Genomic DNA, 20,303 nt, shown 5'->3' with positions numbered 1-20,303 from the left:
AGAAAATTATCGGTTTTGTATAGGATTCATAAATGCATTGATTTCTTTACTGGAAATTTTTGGATTTGCCCCTTCGTTTTTTGCTACAATTGCCCCTAGTGCACAAGCAAAATCAATTGCTTTTTGAGGGTTACTATTAATAAGCAACTCGCTTAGCAATCCTGCTAAAAAGGAATCTCCAGAACCTACCGTATCCACAACATCAATTTTATAACCACTATTGTAATACATTTTTTCATTGTAATACAAAACAGCGCCATGACTTCCTTTGGTTACACAAATGTGTTTAGTGTTTGTCTGTTCTGAGATAAAAAGTATATTTTGTTCTAATGAATGGTAAGGAGAATTCATGAAAGCACTTATTTCATACAATTCATCATCATTAAATTTTATAAAATCTGACTGCATCATCAAATTAATCAGTATTTCTTTTGTGTAAAAAGGAACACGTAAATTAACATCGAAAACAGCATATTTTGCATAGTTTATTATTTCTAAAAGTGATTCTTGCGAAACAGAATCTCGGCATACAAGACTTCCAAAAACAAGTGCATCCGCTTTTTTGACCATAATTTCGTCTTCCGGAATACAAATAATTTTGTCCCAGGCAACAGGGTAATTGATGGTGTAGGAAGCAGAACCCTTCTCGTTTAAATGAACAATAACTTGCCCGGTTGATAAGTTTTTGTCTATTTGAATCGTATCGGTATCAACTCCGTTTTTTTTAATAAAAGCAAGGAGTTCTTTTCCAATTTCATCATTACCTACACGACTTATTATATGGGCATTGATGCCAAGTGATGCCAAGCGCAGTGCCACGTTCAATGGTGCTCCTCCAATTTTTTTATGCGTTGTGAAAACGTCAAACAAAACTTCGCCGAAACAGATTATATTTTTAGTCATAGTTATTCTTTTTTTGATAAACTTTCAGATAGTTCTTCTAATGTTCTTCCTTTAGTTTCCGGCATTTTTGTGAATACCCAAAGCAATTGGAAAATCATCATTATGCAGAATATGGCAAAAACAGTTGTAGTTCCAATTTCTTTAAACAAAAACGGAATAAAAGAAGGAATCAATGCAGCTAAAACCCAATGAACAGAAGTCCCAAAAGAGGTTCCGGCCGCTCTTAGTTTATTTGGGAATAATTCAGAAATAAATACCCAAATTACGGCTCCTTGTCCTATCGCATGGGAGGCTATAAACAAAAAGAAAAATAACGGAACAGCCATTCCTTTCCACTCAAAATAAAAGGCGGTTGTCACTAATCCTAAAGAAATTATATATCCTACAGAACCTAAATACATCAATGTTTTTCTTCCATACTTATCGATTAGCGAGATTCCAATCATGGTAAATATCAAATTAATCACTCCTATTCCGATACTACTCAAAAAAGATGCTGATTTTTCTAATCCTGCCAATTCAAAAATTCTAGGCGCGTAATACAGAAAAGCATTAATCCCGGAGAGCTGATTGAAAAAAGCAATAAAAAAAGCTAATAGTAATGGTTTTCTGTATTTTGCCATGAAAATGGATTCGTTTTTCCCTTCATGAGTAGTTTCTTTTTCGATAGCTGCAATTTCTGCTTCTACTGCTGCGTCACTGTTAATTTGTTTCAAAATGGCGACTGCTTTTGCTCTGTCTTTCTTGTATTCTAAAATCCAACGCGGACTTTCCGGGATTCCAAATACTAGAATTGTGTATAAAAAGGATGGGAAAGCCTGTATTCCTAACATCCAACGCCAGGCATTTTCTCCAATATCCTGTAAATAATAGTTAGATGTAAAAGCGATTAAAATTCCAAAAACAATATTGAATTGGTATAAAGCAACCAATTTTCCGCGGTCTTTTGCAGGAGCAATTTCAGAAACGTAGGTTGGAGCCGCAATAGTAGATGCACCGATACCAATTCCGCCAAGAAATCTAAAAATGGAAAAGAAAATAGGATCATTTGCGAATGCAGTTCCAATGGAAGAAACAAAAAATAACAATCCTATAATTATTAAAGTCTTTTTCCGACCTAAAATATTCGTTGGAAACGCACCAAAAATAGCGCCAATAACCGTTCCCCATAATGCGGATGACATCACTACTAGTCCATGAAACAAATCAGAAGAACCCCATAATTGCTGCAATTGTTTATCGGCTCCCGAAATTACTACAGTGTCAAATCCAAATAAAAATCCTGCAAATGCAACGACAATGGACCAATAAAGTATTTTTTTGTTATTCATTAGTTTGTTTTTTGGTTAATTATTTTGGTTATTATAAAGAATTCTTCTACCAGATTTCCTTTACTTTAGAAATGGTAATGTTTTTAATTTCCTGATTTCCATTTGATTGAATTCTAAGTTTGGTGTACGGTTTGCTAGGGAAAATTTGTTCCGTAAAACTATATACGCCACCGTTCAGAAAAATTTCAATTGAGGACCAATCTACTATGATTTGATAATCAATTGTTTCAGTTCTAATGTTTGGAATTTTGGTGTTGTGAATTTTTCCTCCAAAACTTTTTTCGAAGTTTATTATTCCGGAATGTGTTCTGTCAATAGCAAAAGTCTTTAGCTTCGCATCGTAATTGATAACCAGAGAATCCGTTACTTCATTGGAAAAAACCAATTTTAAGTTTTCATTTTTAGCATTCAATTGTACTACTGACTGATTCAAATATTGGTAATCAACTGTAGTTTTTTGATTCGGTTTTAAGGTGATTTTATCTTTGGAAAAGGCTGTAGTTCCTTGTTTTTTGAACTGCTCAACAGGAGCGCTTTTCAGGATATAATTACCATTAATTTTAGCCAGTGAAAGTTCTCTTGGCAATGTCATAGCGCTTCTCCAGTTTTTTGTTGGCGTGTTTCGGGCATATGACCAATTGCTCATCCAGCCTATGAATATTCGTTTATTGTCAGGTGTATTGTTGTAGGTGACACCGGCATAATTATCAGCGCCATTGTCAATCCATTTGATGTCTTTTTGAGTTGTTTTAAAACTTTCCCCATCAAAATCACCTACGAAATATTGTGTTCCAGAACCTCCATTTGGAGCGCCAGGATTGATACTGATAAGTAAAACCCATTTTTCTTCATTGGTACCGGCAACTTTTAATTTAAAAATATCGGGACATTCCCATACACCGCCATGTGCTCCTATATTTTTACCAAATTCACTTTCAAGAGTCCAACTGATTAAATTTTCGGAAGTGTAAAATTGTGCGTGATCTCCCGCTACTAATACCATATTCCAAAGATTGCTATCGGTATTCCAGAATACTTTAGGATCTCTAAAATCTTTCATACCGGAATTTTTAACAATTGGATTACCATCATATTTTACCCAAGTCTCGCCTTCGTCGAGACTATATGCTAATCCTTGCGTTTGATAGTTTGTTCTTCCCGCTTTTTCACCAGCCATGTCGTGATAGGTGAAAATGGCAATCATTGGTGGGTTTTCTTTTGTCCCAAGGCCAGAAGTGTTTTTTAAATCTACCACGGCACTTCCTGAAAATATCATTCCTAATTTGTCAGGAAACAAAGCGATTTTTTTATGTGTCCAATGGATTAAATCCGTACTTGTCGCGTGTCCCCAATGCATCGGTCCCCACACAATGTCGTCCGGATAATATTGGTAAAACAAATGATAAATTCCTTTGTAGAAAACCATTCCGTTTGGATCATTCATCCATTTTTTTTCTGGAGAAAAATGAAATTGTGGTCTGTAAAGTTCTTTGTATTGCACCGTGGAATCAGTTTTTATACTTTCGGAAGAAGCTATTGTTATAACTCCATTTTCCGCTTCTTTTTTACAAGAAAACAAGAATAAAGAGGCTCCAAATACTAAATAAAAGGGAAGTATTTTATTTGTGAACTTCATTAAAATAAGGTTTAATTATTATATTATCTTCATAAAAATAGAATTATATTCTTTAATTAAACATAATTGAGTTATCGAAAACGTTTTTGATAAGTCGAAAACGTTTTCGTTTTGTATTCGACATACATTATGAAACTATTCAATATTTCTACCTAAAAAATATATAAGTTTGGAAATATTATTAAAAAATTAAACTATGGTTTCAAAAGTTAAAAGTTTGTTGTTTATGCTCTTACTAACTACAGTCGTTTTTAGCCAAAGCAAATCAGATGAGTGGCACTTATTCGCAAATTCCAGGGAAAATTATTATGGTGTTGCCATGGCTAACGGTCAAATAGGAATTGTTACAGACGATACGCCTTTAAAAACAAAAGAAATTATTCTGAATGGCGTTTACGATGGCAGTCCCGAAAATGGAATCAGTAGAATAGTTCGAGGAATTGAGTTTTTGAATCTGCACATGAATATAAATAATCAAGAAATTAAATCAGACAATATTGATAACTGGAGCCAAGTAGTTTCTATGAAAGAAGGGACGAGTACCACTTCATTTTCATTTAAAGATTTGGCGACTATTAATTACACGATTTTAGCCAATAGAGCTATTCCTTTTTCAGCGATGGCAATTGTCGAAATCATTCCTACTAAGGATATAGAAATTACGGCTAACAATTATATGGTTGTTCCTGACGAATTGAAAGACGCTAAAAGTCAGTTTAGGATTTTGAAAGATAATCAATATTTAATGCCAGTTTTTGGAACAACAGCTAAAACGCTAACTGGGAAATATACGGTAGCGGCTTCAACTACATTTCTTTTTGACGGGCTATCCGAAACCTTAAAGCAAACCGGAAATGAAGTTGGTTTTACTAAAAAATTAGTTAAGGGTGAAAAATACCGTTTTGCAGTTGCAGGAGGAATTTGCACTTCAAAAGATGTTACGGATCCTTTGAATGAATCCGAAAGACAGCCCATTTATGCTTTACAAGAAGGAATTGATAAATTATTGAACCGCCATAAACAAGCTTGGGCTGAGTTATGGAATACGGGCGACATACAAATTGAAGGTGATCTGGATGCGCAGCAACGCGTTCGTTTTGCATTGTATAATTTATATTCGTACATCCGTCCTGAAACCAGACAAAGTATAGCCCCTATGGGATTGTCCTCGCAAGGTTATAACGGACATATTTTTTGGGACACCGAACTATGGATGTATCCAACACTTTTAGCACTGCAACCGGATATGGCAAAATCATGTTTGGATTACCGTTCAGATCGTTTGCAAAAAGCAAAACAAAAAGCCTTTATTTATGGATATAAAGGAGCGATGTATCCTTGGGAGTCTGATGATACGGGTGAAGAAGCAACTCCAACTTGGGCCTTGACTGGAATTTTTGAACAACATATCACGGCGGATGTTTCAATCGCATTTTGGAATTATTACAGCTATACACAAGATAAATCTTGGTTGAGAAAAGAATGGGCAGTTTTAAAAGAAACTGCAGATTTTTGGGTAAGTCGTGTAGTTAAAAATCTGGATGGAAGTTTCTCTATTTTAAATGTAGTTGGTGCTGATGAATATGCACAACATATAGATGATAATGCCTTTACAAATGCATCAGCTATTGAGTCTTTGAAAAATACAATTAAAGCGGCAACAATTTTGAACGAACCGATTAATCCGAAATGGATTGAAGTGTCGGAGAAATTAGTCATTCACAAAGAGAATGGGATTACACAAAATTATAAAGGCTATCAGGGGCAAATGATAAAACAAGCGGATGTAAATTTGTTAGCGTATCCTTTACACATAATCACTGACAAAGTTCAAATTGAAAAAGATTTAGAATACTACGCCGAAAAAATTGATAAAAAAGATGGTCCTGCGATGGCCTCGGGTGTTTTATCTGTTTTGTACGCACGATTAGGCGATAGAGAAAAAGCGTATAGTTATTTTGTGAAGTCCTATTTGCCAAATAGCCGCCCTCCTTTTGGAGTGTTTTCGGAATCAGCAAATAGTAATAACCCATATTTTGCTACAGGGGCAGGAGCAATGCTTCAAGCTGTTATTTATGGTTTTGGTGGAGTGGAACAAACAGACCTTGGATTGAAATACAATAAAGGACTGTTGCCAAAACAATGGAAATCGTTAAAGATTGTTGGAATTGGTGCTGACAATAAAACCATTGTCATAAAATAATACGTTAAATAATTTTTTTTGCCACGAATACAGGATTCAATCTGTTTGTAATAGATTTAATTGCTGGATCCGTGGCTTTTTTACTCCCTTTTATGCATTGTAATCAAGGCATGGCATAAACAAACTAAATTTTTAAATGTGTTTGTGAACTTGATGCAATGTAAAACAGATTGATATTTTGCATAAATATATTGATAGTGTATCTAAATCTTTATGTTAATATGTTTTTGTTAGATTACTATTTTGTTAGAGTTATGAAATGGAAAATAAAGCAGATGTGGTTTTTTTAGCCAAATGTTTTGAGGTACATTTATTTAGTCAAATTCAGATTGTTGATTTAGAGCAAAAAACGAGATTGCTTTAAATAATTCGCAATGTTCTTTCTTATTAGGCTCTTTTTTTGATTAAAACGCAATGATTTTTTGCTGTAAAAGCTTAAATAATACAATAATGATTTTTTTATTGCCTTTTTTTTATGTTTATTATAATTTTAGTATTAATTTTTTAAAGGATTAATTTTAAAATCGAAAACGTTTTCGGCACAACGAAAACGTTATAGTTTAGTAAAATCTTAATATTATCATAAAATTATAATTATGTTTGAACTTAATATTTAAACAAACCATTAAAACAAATTATTAACCAACTTATTTATTACGTATGAAAAATAGTCTAATTAAAGGCTTGATGGTGTTTCTAACGATGCTATGTACAAGTTTGACATATTCGCAAGATGTGTCTGGAACTGTATCTGATGCTAGCGGTCCGCTTCCAGGGGCTTCTATCTTAGTTAAAGGAACAACAAATGGAGCGCAAACTGATTTCGATGGAAAATTTACTATCAAGAATGTTGGCTCAAACGCAGTTTTAGTTTTTAGTTACATTGGTCTTAAAACTCAAGAGGTAAATGTAGCAGGAAAAAGCACAGTTAATGTAGTATTAAAAGAAGACTCAGCTGAATTAAAAGAAGTTGTAGTTATTGGCTACGGTTCAGTTAGAAAGAAAGATGCAACTGGTGCAGTTGATCAAATTGGAGCAAAAGATTTTGACAATGTAGCATCTCCTTCGCCTGCTCAATTATTGAGAGGTAAAGTAGCAGGTGTACAAGTAACACAATCAAGTGGGGAGCCAGGAGGTGGAGTTGCAATTAGAGTTCGTGGAAATACTTCTATTCGTTCAGGTAATGGACCACTTATCGTTATTGATGGTGTACCATTAGATGGAGGAAACGTTTCTGGTGGTGGTGATAATTTATTAGGTGCTTCTTCAGCAAGAAACCCTTTGAATTTCGTTAATCAAAATGATATTGAAAGTATCAGTGTATTAAAAGATGCTTCTTCTACAGCGATTTACGGTTCTCGTGGAGCTAATGGTGTAATTGTGATTACAACTAAAAAAGGAAAATCTAAAGTACCACAATTAGCATACAGTTCTTCTGTGACATTTAGTAAAATGGCAGGTGATTTTGATGTAATGACTCCGGAGCAATTCGTTGCTGCAGGAGGTGATGATAAAGGATCAAGAAGTTACAACTGGAAAGATGCTGTTTTGCAAAAAGGTTTTTCTATGAATCACGATTTATCTTTTACAAAATCAACTGAGAATTCTAATACAAGAATCTCTTTGGGTGCATCTAATACAGATGGTATCGTTAAAAACACAGGTTTAGATAAATATTCAGCTACAGTTTATAACTCAAATGACTTCTTTGGAGGGGCTTTGAAAGTAGAAGAAAGAATTATGTATGCTTCATTGAAAGATGATACTACTATCTTGTCTAACGATGCTGGTTATATTGGAAACATCATTGGTACTTCTTTGTACTGGAATCCAACTTTACCTATCTATAAAGCTGATGGTACATATAATGTAGTTAGTAATACCTATTTGAATCCAGTTCAATTGTTGAATTCGTATAAAGATTTTACAAATACTAATAAATTTTTGGGAAGCATCAATACTACTTGGAAAATTAACAGTAAATTGAAATATCAATTCTTATTTGGTATTGAAAGTTCTACTTCTAGTAGAAAAAGTCAATTGTTGCCAACTATGGATATTCAGAATGTGGCACAAGCTTCAGTTCCTGGATCTACAGATGTTAAGTATGGTCAAGCATCAATTAATTCTCAAAATAAATTTAATAAAACTTTTGAGCACACATTGAATTATAACAATGACTTTAGTGATAATTTTAATTTAGATGCTTTAGTTGGTTATTCTTATTATGACTATACTGCAGATGGACATGTTGCAATAGGTAAAGGGTATGATAAGGCTCAAACTAACTTAATTGATAATATTGAAGGTGGTCTCCAAAATGAATTCAGAGTGTTTTCTTATAGAAACAGATCAGAATTACAGTCTTATTTTGCAAGAGTAAATGCTACTCTATTCAATAAGTTAATTCTTACTGGAACGTTACGTTCTGATGGTTCTACTAAATTAGGAGTTAATAACAAATACGATTATTTTCCATCTGCAGGTATCGCTTACAAAGTAGTTGAAAACAAAGACGGAATTGTAAATGATTTCAAGATTAGAGGTAACTTTGGTAAAACAGGTAACCAAGAATTTGCACCTAACTCGGCTATTTCTAGAGGTGCTTATGGTCTAAACGGAAGTTTGAATGTAGATAGTAATGCAAATGCTGATTTGAAATGGGAAACTACTAGATCTTATGGAGTAGGTGCTGATTTTGAATTATTCAACAATAGATTGACTGGTACAGTTGATTATTTCCAAAAAGATACTAAAGATTTAATCTTCCCAGTTCCTGCTGCTGCAACGCAACCAGGTCCTCCATCTCCACGTTTCAAAAACTTACCAGGAAACTTAATCAATAAAGGTTTTGAAGTTTCTTTAAGCTATAAAGTGATTGAGAAAGAAGATTTAACTTGGGATGTTTCTGGAAATGCTTCATTCTTAGCTAATAAAATGACAAATTTTGCTGGGTTTATTTCTACAGGTGGAATTAACGGTCAAGGTTTATCAGGGGCTTATGCACAAGTTATTACAAATGACAAGCCAATTTATTCTTATTACATGTATGAGTGGAGAGGATATGATGCAACTGGAAATTCAATTTATGCTGATGCAGCAGGAAATGATACTGGTTTAGGTACAGCAGCTAAAATATTATTAGACAAACAACCTTTACCAAAAATCAATGTTGGTTTCAATACAAACTTTACTTACAAGAATTTTGATTTAGGAGCTTCATTCTATGGTGCTTTTGGACATTACATCTACAACAATACAACGAATGCTTATTTCTTTAAAGGAGCTTTCTTAGGTGGTAGAAACGTAACTCAAGAAGCAGCTACATCTGCTCAAGCGCAAGGAGATCCAAATTCACCTTCTACTAAATATTTAGAAAAAGGAGATTTCTTGAGAATGGGTAACCTAACTTTTGGTTATACAGTTAAAGGAGCTATTTTAGATAAACTTAAAATGTCTACTGCAAGATTATATGTAAATGCTTCTAATTTATTTATAATCACGGGTTATTCAGGAACAGATCCAGAGGTAGATACTGATAAATCATTGAACGGTGTTCCTTCAGCAGGTATGGAATATTTATCATATCCAAGAGATAAAAGTGTATCTGTAGGTCTTAACGTAACATTTTAATTAAAAAACGATGAAAAGAATTAATATTATAAAAGGCATCTTATTAACTAGTACTATTGTATTAGGTGTAAGTTGTACTAATCTAGATGAAGAAGTATTAGATGGTGTAGTTATATCTAATGCTGGTGGAGGAACAGTAAACGCTGCTTCACTTTTAACTAGTTCTTATGAAGGTTTAAGAGGCTTTCAAACGCAAGGGCAAATGTTTGCTTTAGACGAAATGTCATCTGATGCATTAGTTGGACCAACACGTGGAGGTGACTGGGATGATAATGCCACTTGGAGACAAATCCACGTACATACTTGGGCTCCTGATCATAATGAAGTTAGAAATGCTTGGAATGCTTTATTATCTCAAGTTTACAACTGTAACTTAGTTATTGAAAATGGTTCAGGTTCACAAATAGCTGAAGCTCGTTTCTTAAGAGCATTTTATTACTACAATGTAATCGATTTATTTGGTCAAGTGCCATATAGAGAAGCTGGATCTGCATTAACAGATGATCCTAAAGTTTGGACTCGAACTGAAGCAACTGAATTTGTAATTAGTGAATTAGAAGCTATTGTAGGTTCATTGCCTGCAAGAACTGCTGGAGATGCAAGTATAGCAAATAAAGATGCGGCTCACTTTTTGTTAGCTAAATTATATTTGAACAAAGGAGTATTTACTGCAACTACTGCTGCAGGACCTTATACTTTTGCTGCTGCAGATATGACTAAAGTTGTTACTAATGTTGATGCTATTAATAGTTCATTATCTGCTGATTATTGGGATAACTTCAAGCCTACTAACAATACATCGCCAGAGATTTTACTTTCTTCTAAAAATATTCAAGGTGGTGCAGGTGGTGGAATTCAATATCATTGGAGAATGTCTATGCACTATAATCAGACTCCTGATGGATGGAATGGTTTCTCTACAGTAGCAGAATATTACAATAAGTTTAATCCAAATGATAGACGTATAAAAAATGCTGATCCGGCTATAATTGCTGCTTTTGGTAATCCAGTAGGTCTGCAAGTAGGTCAAATGTACAAACCAGGAGGTACTGTTGCATTGAAAGACAGAAATGGAAATCCATTGTTTTATACTTCTGCAGTTACTTTGATTACTAGTGGAGCTACTCTTGAAACGGCAGGGATTAGAATGCAAAAATACATTCCAGATGCTGCCAATCTTGGTGCCCCTAATAATGACTTTGTATTCATGAGATATTCGGATGCTTTAATGATGAAAGCAGAAGCAATAGCTAGAGGCGGTGCTGGTACTAATGATATTGCTAAATTGGCAAACATAGTATCTAGATCTGGACAAGTTGGTGTTTTCCCAACTACTTTAGATGGAATTTACAAAGAAAGAGGTAAAGAATTGTGGTTAGAAGGATGGAGAAGAAATGATATGATTCGTTTTGGAACTTTCCTAGCTGCAAGAGAATTGAAACCTTATGTGTCTGATAATAGATATGTATTGTTTCCTATACCAGCAGATGCATTATTCAATGCAAACCTTGCTCAAAACCCTGGTTACTAGATTTTTTAAATTATTATTATATTTTTGAGTTAGTTATAAAGAGGGCAATAGTATTGCCCTCTTTATTTTTTTAATTTTAACTCAATTCTTTGTTTTATTTACTGAATATTATATAAATTAGGCCTTTCTTTCCTCTTAAATGTTATAACTAAATACTGCATATAATATGTTTACTCGTTCTATTTTCTTTTCTATTTTAATTCTTCTTTTTGTCAATTGCTCCAAAGAAAACTCAGAAAATAAAGATGCCTTATTCTCCAAATTGGATGCTTCAGAAACCGGAATTAATTTCCTCAATGAAGTTAAAAATGGCGCAGACATGAACATATTCAAGTACAGAAATTTTTATAATGGTGGCGGTGTCGCTATTGGAGATATCAACAATGATGGTCGTTCAGATGTATATTTCACTTCAAATCTTGGAACCAATAAACTCTACTTAAATAAAGGAAATTTTAAATTCGAGGATATTTCTAAAAAAGCTGGTGTTGAAGGAACCAAAACTTGGTCAACTGGTGTTGTAATGGTTGATTTAAATGCCGATGGGTTACTCGATATTTATGTATGTAATGCAGGAAATAGTCTGGGTAATCAACAAAAAAATGAACTTTTTATAAATAATGGCAATAATACTTTTACCGAAAAAGCAGATGAATACAATCTAGCTGACACAGGTATAACTACACATGCTGCTTTTTTTGATTATGATAAAGATGGTGATTTAGATGTATATATTCTGAACAACAGTTTTATCCCGGTAAGCAGTCTTAATTATTCCAACAAAAGAGACTTAAGAGATAAAGATTGGGATGTAGCGGAAATTCTGAAAGGTGGAGGTGATAAACTACTGCGCAATGATAACGGAAAATTTGTTGATGTAAGTGAGAAATCAGGAATATATGGTAGTTTAATAGGCTTTGGTCTTGGAGTTACAGTAGGAGATGTAAATGGAGATTTGTATCCGGATATTTATATTTCAAATGATTTTTATGAAAGAGATTATTTATATATAAATAATAAAAACGGAACCTTTACCGAACAAATTCAGGGATGGACATCACACATTAGTCAATCTTCAATGGGAGCTGATATGGCCGATGTCAACAATGACGGGAAAGCCGATATTTTTGTAACAGATATGTTACCTGAACCGGACGAACGCTTAAAAACGACTACAAATTTTGAAAACTATGATTTATTTACTAGAAAAGTAAATCTGGATTTCTACTATCAATACATGCAAAATACATTGCAAATAAACAATGGTGATAATCAATTCCTTGAAATAGCAAATCATGCCGGCGTTGCTAAAACTGACTGGAGTTGGGGCGCTTTATTATTTGATATGGACAATGATGGTTATAAAGATATCTACGTTTGTAACGGAATTTATAACGATTTAACCAATCAGGATTTTGTTGATTTTTTTGCCAATGAGTTTATGCAAAAAATGGTGGTTACAGGTAAAAAAGAAGAAATTCAGACTATTATCAGTAAAATGCCAAGCACGCCGATACCAAATTACGCCTTCAAGAATAATAAAAACCTGACCTTTAGCAATGAAGCTATGAAATGGGGATTAGATACTCCAAGTTTTTCTAACGGTGCCGCGTACGGGGATTTAGATAATGACGGGGATTTAGATTTGATTGTTAATAATGTCAACATGGAATCTTTTGTATATCGAAATAATTCAGAGAAAAACAAGAAAAATCATTATATTAAGGTAAAACTAAAAGGAGATAATCAAAACAAGTTTGCTGTTGGAAGTGTTGTGGAATTATTCTCTGGTAAAGAAATTCTTAGACAAGAATTAATTCCTTCAAGAGGGTTTCAATCTTCTATCGATTATATAATGACTTTTGGAATTGGAACCAAAAAAATTGATTCATTGCAAGTAATTTGGCCAAATGGTAAATCTCAAACAATTAAAAAAATCACCAATAATAGCACTTTAAATTTGGACATTGCCAATGCTAAAGTAGATTATGTTCCTAAAAATGACAAGCCAAAACCATTGTTTGCTGAAAAGAAAACAATTTTCTCAGCACACAAAGAAAATAATTATGTTGATTTTGATCATGAAGGATTAATCTCCAAAATGCTTTCACAAGAAGGACCTTCACTCGCAGTTGCTGATATAAACGGTGATGGGAATGAGGATGTATTTATTGGCGGAGCCAAAGGGCAATCCGGTAAAATATATTTAAATAAAGGGAATGGTAATTATTCAGTTACAGACCAAAAAGACTTACAGGCAGATGCAACTTTTGAAGATACTGCTGCCAGTTTTTTTGATGCTGATAATGATGGAGACATCGATTTACTAGTAGGTTCTGGTGGAAACGAAAAATCGGATCAGGCTAATTATAAAAACCGTCTGTATTTGAATAACGGTAAAGAAGTTTTTGTAAAAAGCAAAACCAATATGCTAACAACGAATAATAACGTTTCAGTAATAGCGCCAAATGATTTTGATAATGATGGTGATATTGATGTGTTTATAGGAAGTCGAAGCGTTCCCGGTGTTTACGGAATTGATCCTAAGCATTTGTTATTGGAAAATGATGGAAAAGGAAATTTCACCAATGTAACTGATAAAAAAGCATTTAAAATTAATGCAGTTGGAATGATAACAGATGCAATTTGGGAAGATATTGATAACGATTCCAAAAAAGATTTAATATTAGTGGGAGATTGGACTGCACCTATGATTTTCAAAAATAATGGACGCCGATTGATAGAATTCAAATCTAATCTTACAGGGTATCTTGGTTTTTGGAATGCCGTAAGTTGTGTTGACTTGAACAATGACGGTAAAAAAGATTTGATTCTGGGGAATAAAGGAACTAATACAACCTACAAAGCGACCAATACAAATCCTATGAAATTGTTTACCAATGATTTTGATAATAATGGAACTATAGAACAAATAGCAACCAGATCAATTGAAGGTAAAGATTTACCAATAAATCTAAAACAAGAATTGGCCAAACAAATTCCTTCGATTAAGAAGAAAAACTTGAGCTATGCAGATTATTCCAAGAAAACATTTCAGGAATTATTTGCGAAGGAAGTAGTTGATAATTCGATTCAAAGGACAGTGAATATTCAAGAAAGTGTTATTGCAATCAACAAAGGAAATGGTAAGTTTGAGATAAAAGCACTTCCAAAAGAAGTTCAATTTTCTTGTGTAAACACCATTACTACAATGGACGTGAATAATGATGGAATTTTGGATTTAATTTTAGGTGGAAATCAATACGAATTCAAACCACAATTCTCCCGACTGGATTCTAATTATGGCAGTGTGCTTTTAGGAAGCAAAAGTGGAACTTTTTCCTGGTTGCCCTATAATAAATCAGGTTTCTTCATAAAAGGGGAAGTGAAACAAATGAAAATAGTAAAAGACAAAAATAAAACGGTTTCAATTATAGCTGTAGTTAATGATAATACTCCTAAAATATTTACACGCCATGAATAATTTTTTCAGAATAGGACTGGCTTCATTGCTGTTTATGGGTTGTTCCAAAAAAGAAGGACAATTGTTTGAAAAATTGTCTTCTGATGAAAGTAATATTACTTTCAATAACGAATTAGTTGAGTCCAAAAATATCTCTATTTTAGATTACCTCTATTATTATAATGGCGGAGGTGTAGCTCTTGGTGACATCAATAATGATGGTTTGGTGGATGTTTATTTTACTTCTAATCAAGGAAAAAATAAATTGTACTTGAATAAAGGGAAAAATAAATTTGAAGACATTTCAGCAAAAGCCGGAGTAGAAGGACAAAGTGATTGGAACGCCGGTACCGTTATGGCTGACGTAAATGGAGATGGATATCTAGATATTTATGTTTGTGCGGTCGTTGGGATTAATGGTTTTGAAGGTCAAAATGAGTTGTTTATCAATAACAAGGATAATACGTTTACCGAAAGCGCGGCTGAATACGGATTGGATTTAGATAATTACAGCTCTTCGGTAGCGTTTTTTGATTATGATTTAGATGGGGATCTAGATATGTATTTATTGAATCACGCCGTACACTCTGAGTCATCTTTTGGAAATGCGGACATTAGAAATAAAAGAAGCTATGAATGCGGGGATAAATTATTTCGAAATGATAACGGAAAATTTGTAGATGTAAGTGAGCTGGCAGGAATTTTTGGCGGTGCTAATGGATATGGTTTGGGATTGGCAGTTTCTGATTTTAATCTAGATGGTTATCCTGATATTTATGTGGGAAATGATTTTCACGAAGATGATTATTACTATCTAAATAATGGGGACGGAACTTTTACGGAAAGTTTGAAACAATATTTTGGACACACGAGTCGTTTTTCAATGGGGGTTGATGTTGCAGATGTAAATCATGACGGTTTCCCTGACATTTTGAGTTTAGATATGTTGCCTGAAGATGAAAAAGTTTTGAAATCCTCTTTAGGTGATGATAACGTGCAAATGCTAAAAATGAGAACCGAAAAACTAGGTTATCATTATCAGTACTCCAGAAATATGCTACAGCTTAATCAAGCGGGAGGCGGTTTCACTGAAACAGCTTTGTTGAGCGGTGTAGCAGCGACTGATTGGAGTTGGAGCACTTTATTTGGTGATTATGATCAAGATGGAGAGCAGGATATTTTTGTGAGTAACGGAATTCCTAAGCGACCTAATGATTTGGATTACGTGAAATACTATTCCAATGATCAAATAAAAAGTAAAATCAGTACGACGAAGTTATTGGATAAAGAAGCTTTGAAGCGAATGCCAAAGGGAAATGTGACAAATTATGTTTTTCAAGGTGCAGCTGATTTACAGTTTAAAAACCGTTCAAGTGATTGGATAGAAAATGATTCTATAATATCAAATGGTAGTGGCTATGCAGATATTGATAATGATGGAGATTTAGACGTAATTACCAATAATACAAATGCTACGGCTTCAGTTTACATTAATAAAACAGATACAAAATCAAACTATTTAAAATTAAAACTTAGGTTTGCCGGAAAAAACACTTTTGGGATTGGAGCCAAAGTAATTTCTTATTCAAAAGGAAAAAAACAATTCAAGGAACTGCAAACTACAAGAGGATTTCAGTCTTCATCAGAACCAATGATTCATTTTGGTTATGGAAAAATAACTAAGATAGATTCGTTAGTGGTGATTTGGCCAGATAAAACGTATCAAACAATAAAGAATGTTAAAACGTGCCAAACGCTTGCCATAAAAGCCAATCAAAATAGAAAAGCTTTTGATTATAAAAAATTGCATCCAAGTGTTTTGCCAATTTTCAAAAAGTTGGAAACGGGTTTAGGAATCGACTTTGTGCATCAGGAAAATGATTTTATTGATATTTTAAGCCAAAAATTAATTCCATACCAACGCACTGATCGTGGTGCAGCTACTGCAATTGGTGACTTGAATGGTGATGGTAAAGAGGATATTTTCTTTGGGGGCTCTAAAGGTAAAAAAGCTGCAATTTATTTTCAAAATGCTACCGGATTTTCTAAAAAAGGGCTAGCTGAAATTGAAAAGGATTCTGTTTTTGAAGATGCTTCAGCTGTTATAGGCGATTTCAATAACGATAAAACAAATGATTTATATGTGGCTTCCGGTGGAGGTGAAAATGCATCTAATTTGCAAGACCGTTTATATTTAAATACAAACAATCAATTGCTGAATGCTAAGTTGCCTAAGTTGACTCAAAATGCATCCGTGGTAAAGGCTTTTGACTATGATAAAGATGGTGATTTAGATGTTTTTGTTGGGAATAATTCAATCAATAATAGATTTGGAAGCATGCCAGATTGTTATTTGTTAAACAACAATAAAGGAGTGTTTACTATTGTTCAAAACAAAACTTTTGAGAAAATAGGGATGGTAACGGATGCTATTTTCAGTGATTTTAATAAAGACGGAAAAATAGATTTAATTGTAGTGGGTGAGTGGATGAAACCTACTTTTTTTGCTAATAAAAACGGTAAATTTACGGATGTAACAGCAACCATTCTTCCAGAAAAAAGCAATGGATTGTGGCAATCAGTACTTTCTTTTGATATAGATCATGATGGTGACCAAGATTACTTGGTAGGAAACTGGGGAATGAATTCTAAATTTAAAGCTTCACAGGATTTTCCAATGAAAATGTATTATGATGATTTTGATACTAACGGATCTTTTGAAACAATTGTGGCAATAGAAAAGAAAGGGCAATATTACACTACATTAGGTCTTGATGAACTTGCAGAACAATTCAGCGGGATGCTAAAAAAGAAATTCAACAGTTACAAATCCTTTGCAGGAAAAACACTTGAAGAAGTTTTTGATCCAAAAATGCTGGAGAAAGGAAAGTTGTTCGAAGTTCATAATTTGAAATCGGGCTATTTGAGAAATGATAAAGGGAAGTTTACTTTTGTTCCTTTTTCGAATAAAATGCAAGTCGCTCCTATTACTAGTTTTCTGAAATCTAATTTCGATTCAGATGCGAAAGAAGAAGTTTTTGCAGCAGGAAATTACTTTGGGGTTTCTCCTTATCACAGTAGGTTTGACGGATTTTCAGGAGCTTTAATCAAGAATGATAAAACCATGTTTTTAGGTAATCAAATAGGAATTGATTTGACCCAAAAAGCAGTTAGACACCTGGATATTGTCAATTTCAATGGAAAGAAATATATGTTGATTACTATCAATAATAAGAAGGCGGAATTGTATGAAATGCCTTCAGTTAAAAAATAATTTAATGACAAACAAAACAAGTAAATCCAATAACATGAATTCTAAAATTTTTCTTTTAGGACTTGTGATGCTTTTTTTAACTTCATGTAAAAAAGAGACTCCAATTAAAGTGACGACCGATGACTTCTGTGCTGCAGTTGATACTGTAACAGGAATTATGGTTCATGATATATTTTCGCCTCCGGTTGCCAGTAGAATTTATGTGTATCCTAATGTTGCCGCGTATGAGATTATGGCTCAAAACAACACTAAATATGAAAGTTTACAGGGGCAGTTAAAAGGATTAGATTCTATTCCTAAACTAGATCCGAAAAGTGGAGTAAATAAAAATTTAGCAGCACTTATTGCCCATATTGAAGTGAGTAAACAATTGATTTTTTCGGAGGAAGCTTTAGAAAAATACAGAGATAGTCTATATGAAAAGTGGGGTGCTGAAAATCAAAAAGAATTTGATGTTTCTAAAGAATACGCTTTAAAAGTGGTAGACAGAATCAAAATGTGGATGGGAAAAGATAATTACAAGCAAACTCGAACTTCTTCTAAATTTTCAGTTTATTCAGATCAACCCGGAAGATGGCAGCCAACTCCGCCATCTTATATGGATGGTGTGGAACCGCATTGGGGAGAAATAAGGACTTTAGTAATGGATTCGGCATCTCAATTTAAACCCATAGCACCTCATCCTTTTTCTACTGATAAAAATTCTGCTTTTTACAAAGAAGCAAAAGAAACCTACGATGTCGGGAATTTGATTTCCAAAAAATTAATTGAAGTAGAGAAAAATCAAAGCAAACCAATTCCAGAAGAATCAGAAATTGCCTCATTTTGGGATTGTAACCCATATGCGACAGTGATACAGGGTCATATGATGTTTGCGAAGAAAAAAAACACACCAGATGCACATTGGATTAACATTACTAAAATTGCTTTAAAAAAATCAAAATCAGATTTTGAAACTACTGTTTTTGCTTACACTATAACATCAATTGGAATTTTTGACTGCTTCATTAGTTGCTGGGACGAAAAGTATAGAAGTAATGTTGTACGTCCTGAAACATATATTAATCAAAACATAGATGAGAACTGGAGACCACAATTACAAACACCTCCTTTTCCGGAATATGTAAGCGGACATTCAGTGGTGTCTTCGTGTTCGGCAATTATTCTAACCTCTATTTTTGGAGATAATTTTAGTTATATCGATGATTCAGAAGTTCCTTTTGGGTTGCCTAAAAGAGCTTTTAAATCATTTAAACAAGCTGCCGAGGAAGCATCAATTAGCAGACTTTATGGAGGAATTCATTACAGAGCTGCTATTGAAAATGGTGTTTCTCAAGGTAATACTATTGGAGATTATATTAATAATAAATTAAAGATGCTTAAGAAATAATGGCTGTTAGAAAAAAAATTATTATAGGATTTAGTGCCTTATTCTGTTTATTTTTAGTTTGGTATTTGTTCATAAAAGAAACCGATTATTGTGTTTCTTTTAAAGTAAAAGCGGCTACAGGAACAGTTTTCCAAGGAATTCAGGAATGGTCTGCTATTCAAATGATAAGTGAAAAAGAAAGTTTTACCATTTTAGAAAAGAGAAATTTTGATTTCATTAGACAAAAAATGAAAAAAGGTGATGCTCAAATGGAATACATCTGGAATATTACGTACATAAATGATTCAGTGACAAAAGTGAATGTTGGGATTAAAGATTTAAATCACAGCTTGTATAATAAATTAACGGCTCCATTTTTTAATACTAAGTTCAAACAAGAACAAATTAGAAAAGTTACTGATTTTAAGAAAGGATTGAGCGATCATTTGAAAAATTTTAAAGTAAGAATTGACGGAGAAGGTTTTTCTGAAGAAACATTTGTTGCCTACATTAGTTTGAAAAGTGTTTTACAGGAAAAAGCACAAAATATGATTGCTAATGATGCTTTAATTACCGGATTCCTTTTTGAAAATCAAATCAAAATAATAGGAAGACCTTATGTTGAAATTACAAATTGGAATTTAGACAAAGAAACTATCGATTTTAATTATTGCTTCCCAATTGATAAAAACACCAAAATCATTGAAAATGAAGTTGTAAAATTCAAAACCTTACCTGCTGTCAGAGGATTGAAGGCTACTTATTACGGAAATTTTAGGACATCAGACAGAGCTTGGTTTGCCTTGATGGATCATGCCAAAAAGCACAATCTTAAATTGGAAAATAAAGTACTGGAACATTTCTTGTCCAATCCATTTAATGGCGGAGAAGAGCTACAATGGGAAACGAAAATAATCATTCCTTTTGCTTCAAAATAAAGAGTAATTTTTTAGATGATTT

General features: G+C 33.4%; 10 protein-coding genes. 7 read left to right on the top strand and 3 right to left on the bottom strand.

Features of this window, described 5'->3' with window-relative positions:
* Positions 1-6: 6 nt before the first annotated feature.
* From ACNQF6_RS04840 to ACNQF6_RS04830, 3 genes are read right to left on the bottom strand one after another with little or no spacing between them, the layout of a single operon-like run.
* On the bottom strand, positions 7-903 hold the full coding sequence (locus ACNQF6_RS04840) for a carbohydrate kinase family protein (protein WP_417963749.1): 897 nt from the start codon (positions 901-903) through the stop codon (positions 7-9).
* Positions 904-905: 2 nt separating this feature from the next.
* Positions 906-2,234 carry a sugar porter family MFS transporter gene (locus ACNQF6_RS04835; protein ID WP_417963747.1) on the bottom strand — a complete coding sequence of 443 codons (1,329 nt, stop codon included), beginning with the start codon at positions 2,232-2,234 and terminating at the stop codon, positions 906-908.
* Between the two features lie 46 nt (positions 2,235-2,280).
* On the bottom strand, positions 2,281-3,870 hold the full coding sequence (locus ACNQF6_RS04830) for a glycoside hydrolase family 32 protein (RefSeq protein WP_417963745.1): 1,590 nt from the start codon (positions 3,868-3,870) through the stop codon (positions 2,281-2,283).
* A gap of 226 nt (positions 3,871-4,096) precedes the next feature.
* Here ACNQF6_RS04830 and ACNQF6_RS04825 point away from each other — a divergent pair, with 226 nt between their 5' ends.
* The 7 genes from ACNQF6_RS04825 to ACNQF6_RS04795 all read left to right on the top strand — a co-directional run bounded on the left by ACNQF6_RS04825 (position 4,097) and on the right by ACNQF6_RS04795 (position 20,281).
* Positions 4,097-6,073 carry a glycosyl hydrolase family 95 catalytic domain-containing protein gene (locus ACNQF6_RS04825; protein WP_417963743.1) on the top strand — a complete coding sequence of 659 codons (1,977 nt, stop codon included), beginning with the start codon at positions 4,097-4,099 and terminating at the stop codon, positions 6,071-6,073.
* A 660-nt stretch (positions 6,074-6,733) separates the two neighbouring features.
* Complete coding sequence (locus ACNQF6_RS04820) at positions 6,734-9,706, top strand: SusC/RagA family TonB-linked outer membrane protein (RefSeq protein WP_417963741.1); 2,973 nt, start codon at positions 6,734-6,736, stop codon at positions 9,704-9,706.
* A 10-nt stretch (positions 9,707-9,716) separates the two neighbouring features.
* The gene (locus ACNQF6_RS04815; RefSeq protein WP_417963739.1) at positions 9,717-11,237 is read left to right on the top strand and encodes a RagB/SusD family nutrient uptake outer membrane protein; all 1,521 of its coding nucleotides are present in this window, start codon (positions 9,717-9,719) and stop codon (positions 11,235-11,237) included.
* Between the two features lie 166 nt (positions 11,238-11,403).
* The gene (locus tag ACNQF6_RS04810; RefSeq protein ID WP_417963737.1) at positions 11,404-14,721 is read left to right on the top strand and encodes a VCBS repeat-containing protein; all 3,318 of its coding nucleotides are present in this window, start codon (positions 11,404-11,406) and stop codon (positions 14,719-14,721) included.
* Positions 14,714-17,974, top strand: a complete 3,261-nt coding sequence (locus tag ACNQF6_RS04805; protein ID WP_417963735.1) for a VCBS repeat-containing protein — start codon at positions 14,714-14,716, stop codon at positions 17,972-17,974. The genes ACNQF6_RS04810 and ACNQF6_RS04805 overlap by 8 nt, the downstream gene beginning before the upstream one ends.
* Before the next feature lie 34 nt (positions 17,975-18,008).
* Entirely contained in the window at positions 18,009-19,364 is a 1,356-nt protein-coding gene (locus ACNQF6_RS04800) for a vanadium-dependent haloperoxidase (RefSeq protein ID WP_417963813.1), read from the top strand.
* Positions 19,364-20,281, top strand: coding sequence for a GyrI-like domain-containing protein (locus ACNQF6_RS04795; RefSeq protein WP_417963733.1), 918 nt, complete (start codon positions 19,364-19,366; stop codon positions 20,279-20,281). Before ACNQF6_RS04800 ends, ACNQF6_RS04795 begins: the two co-directional genes overlap by 1 nt.
* Positions 20,282-20,303: the final 22 nt, after the last annotated feature.

The organism is Flavobacterium pasteuri (genome assembly GCF_048286615.1).
Classification (GTDB): Bacteria; Bacteroidota; Bacteroidia; order Flavobacteriales; family Flavobacteriaceae; genus Flavobacterium.
The sequence above is the reverse complement of the archived record's forward strand: the minus strand, read 5'-3'. Positions and strand labels throughout refer to the sequence as shown.

What these genes read in the sequence shown, in the direction of transcription:
- ACNQF6_RS04825 (WP_417963743.1), top strand. Translation starts at nt 4,097, where the DNA reads ATGCTCTTACTAACTACAGTCGTTTTTAGCCAAAGCAAATCAGATGAG.
- ACNQF6_RS04800 (WP_417963813.1), top strand. Translation starts at nt 18,009, where the DNA reads ATGAATTCTAAAATTTTTCTTTTAGGACTTGTGATGCTTTTTTTAACT.
- ACNQF6_RS04810 (WP_417963737.1), top strand. Translation starts at nt 11,404, where the DNA reads ATGTTTACTCGTTCTATTTTCTTTTCTATTTTAATTCTTCTTTTTGTC.
- ACNQF6_RS04830 (WP_417963745.1), bottom strand. Translation starts at nt 3,870, where the DNA reads ATGAAGTTCACAAATAAAATACTTCCCTTTTATTTAGTATTTGGAGCC.
- ACNQF6_RS04815 (WP_417963739.1), top strand. Translation starts at nt 9,717, where the DNA reads ATGAAAAGAATTAATATTATAAAAGGCATCTTATTAACTAGTACTATT.
- ACNQF6_RS04795 (WP_417963733.1), top strand. Translation starts at nt 19,364, where the DNA reads ATGGCTGTTAGAAAAAAAATTATTATAGGATTTAGTGCCTTATTCTGT.
- ACNQF6_RS04820 (WP_417963741.1), top strand. Translation starts at nt 6,734, where the DNA reads ATGAAAAATAGTCTAATTAAAGGCTTGATGGTGTTTCTAACGATGCTA.
- ACNQF6_RS04835 (WP_417963747.1), bottom strand. Translation starts at nt 2,234, where the DNA reads ATGAATAACAAAAAAATACTTTATTGGTCCATTGTCGTTGCATTTGCA.
- ACNQF6_RS04840 (WP_417963749.1), bottom strand. Translation starts at nt 903, where the DNA reads ATGACTAAAAATATAATCTGTTTCGGCGAAGTTTTGTTTGACGTTTTC.
- ACNQF6_RS04805 (WP_417963735.1), top strand. Translation starts at nt 14,714, where the DNA reads ATGAATAATTTTTTCAGAATAGGACTGGCTTCATTGCTGTTTATGGGT.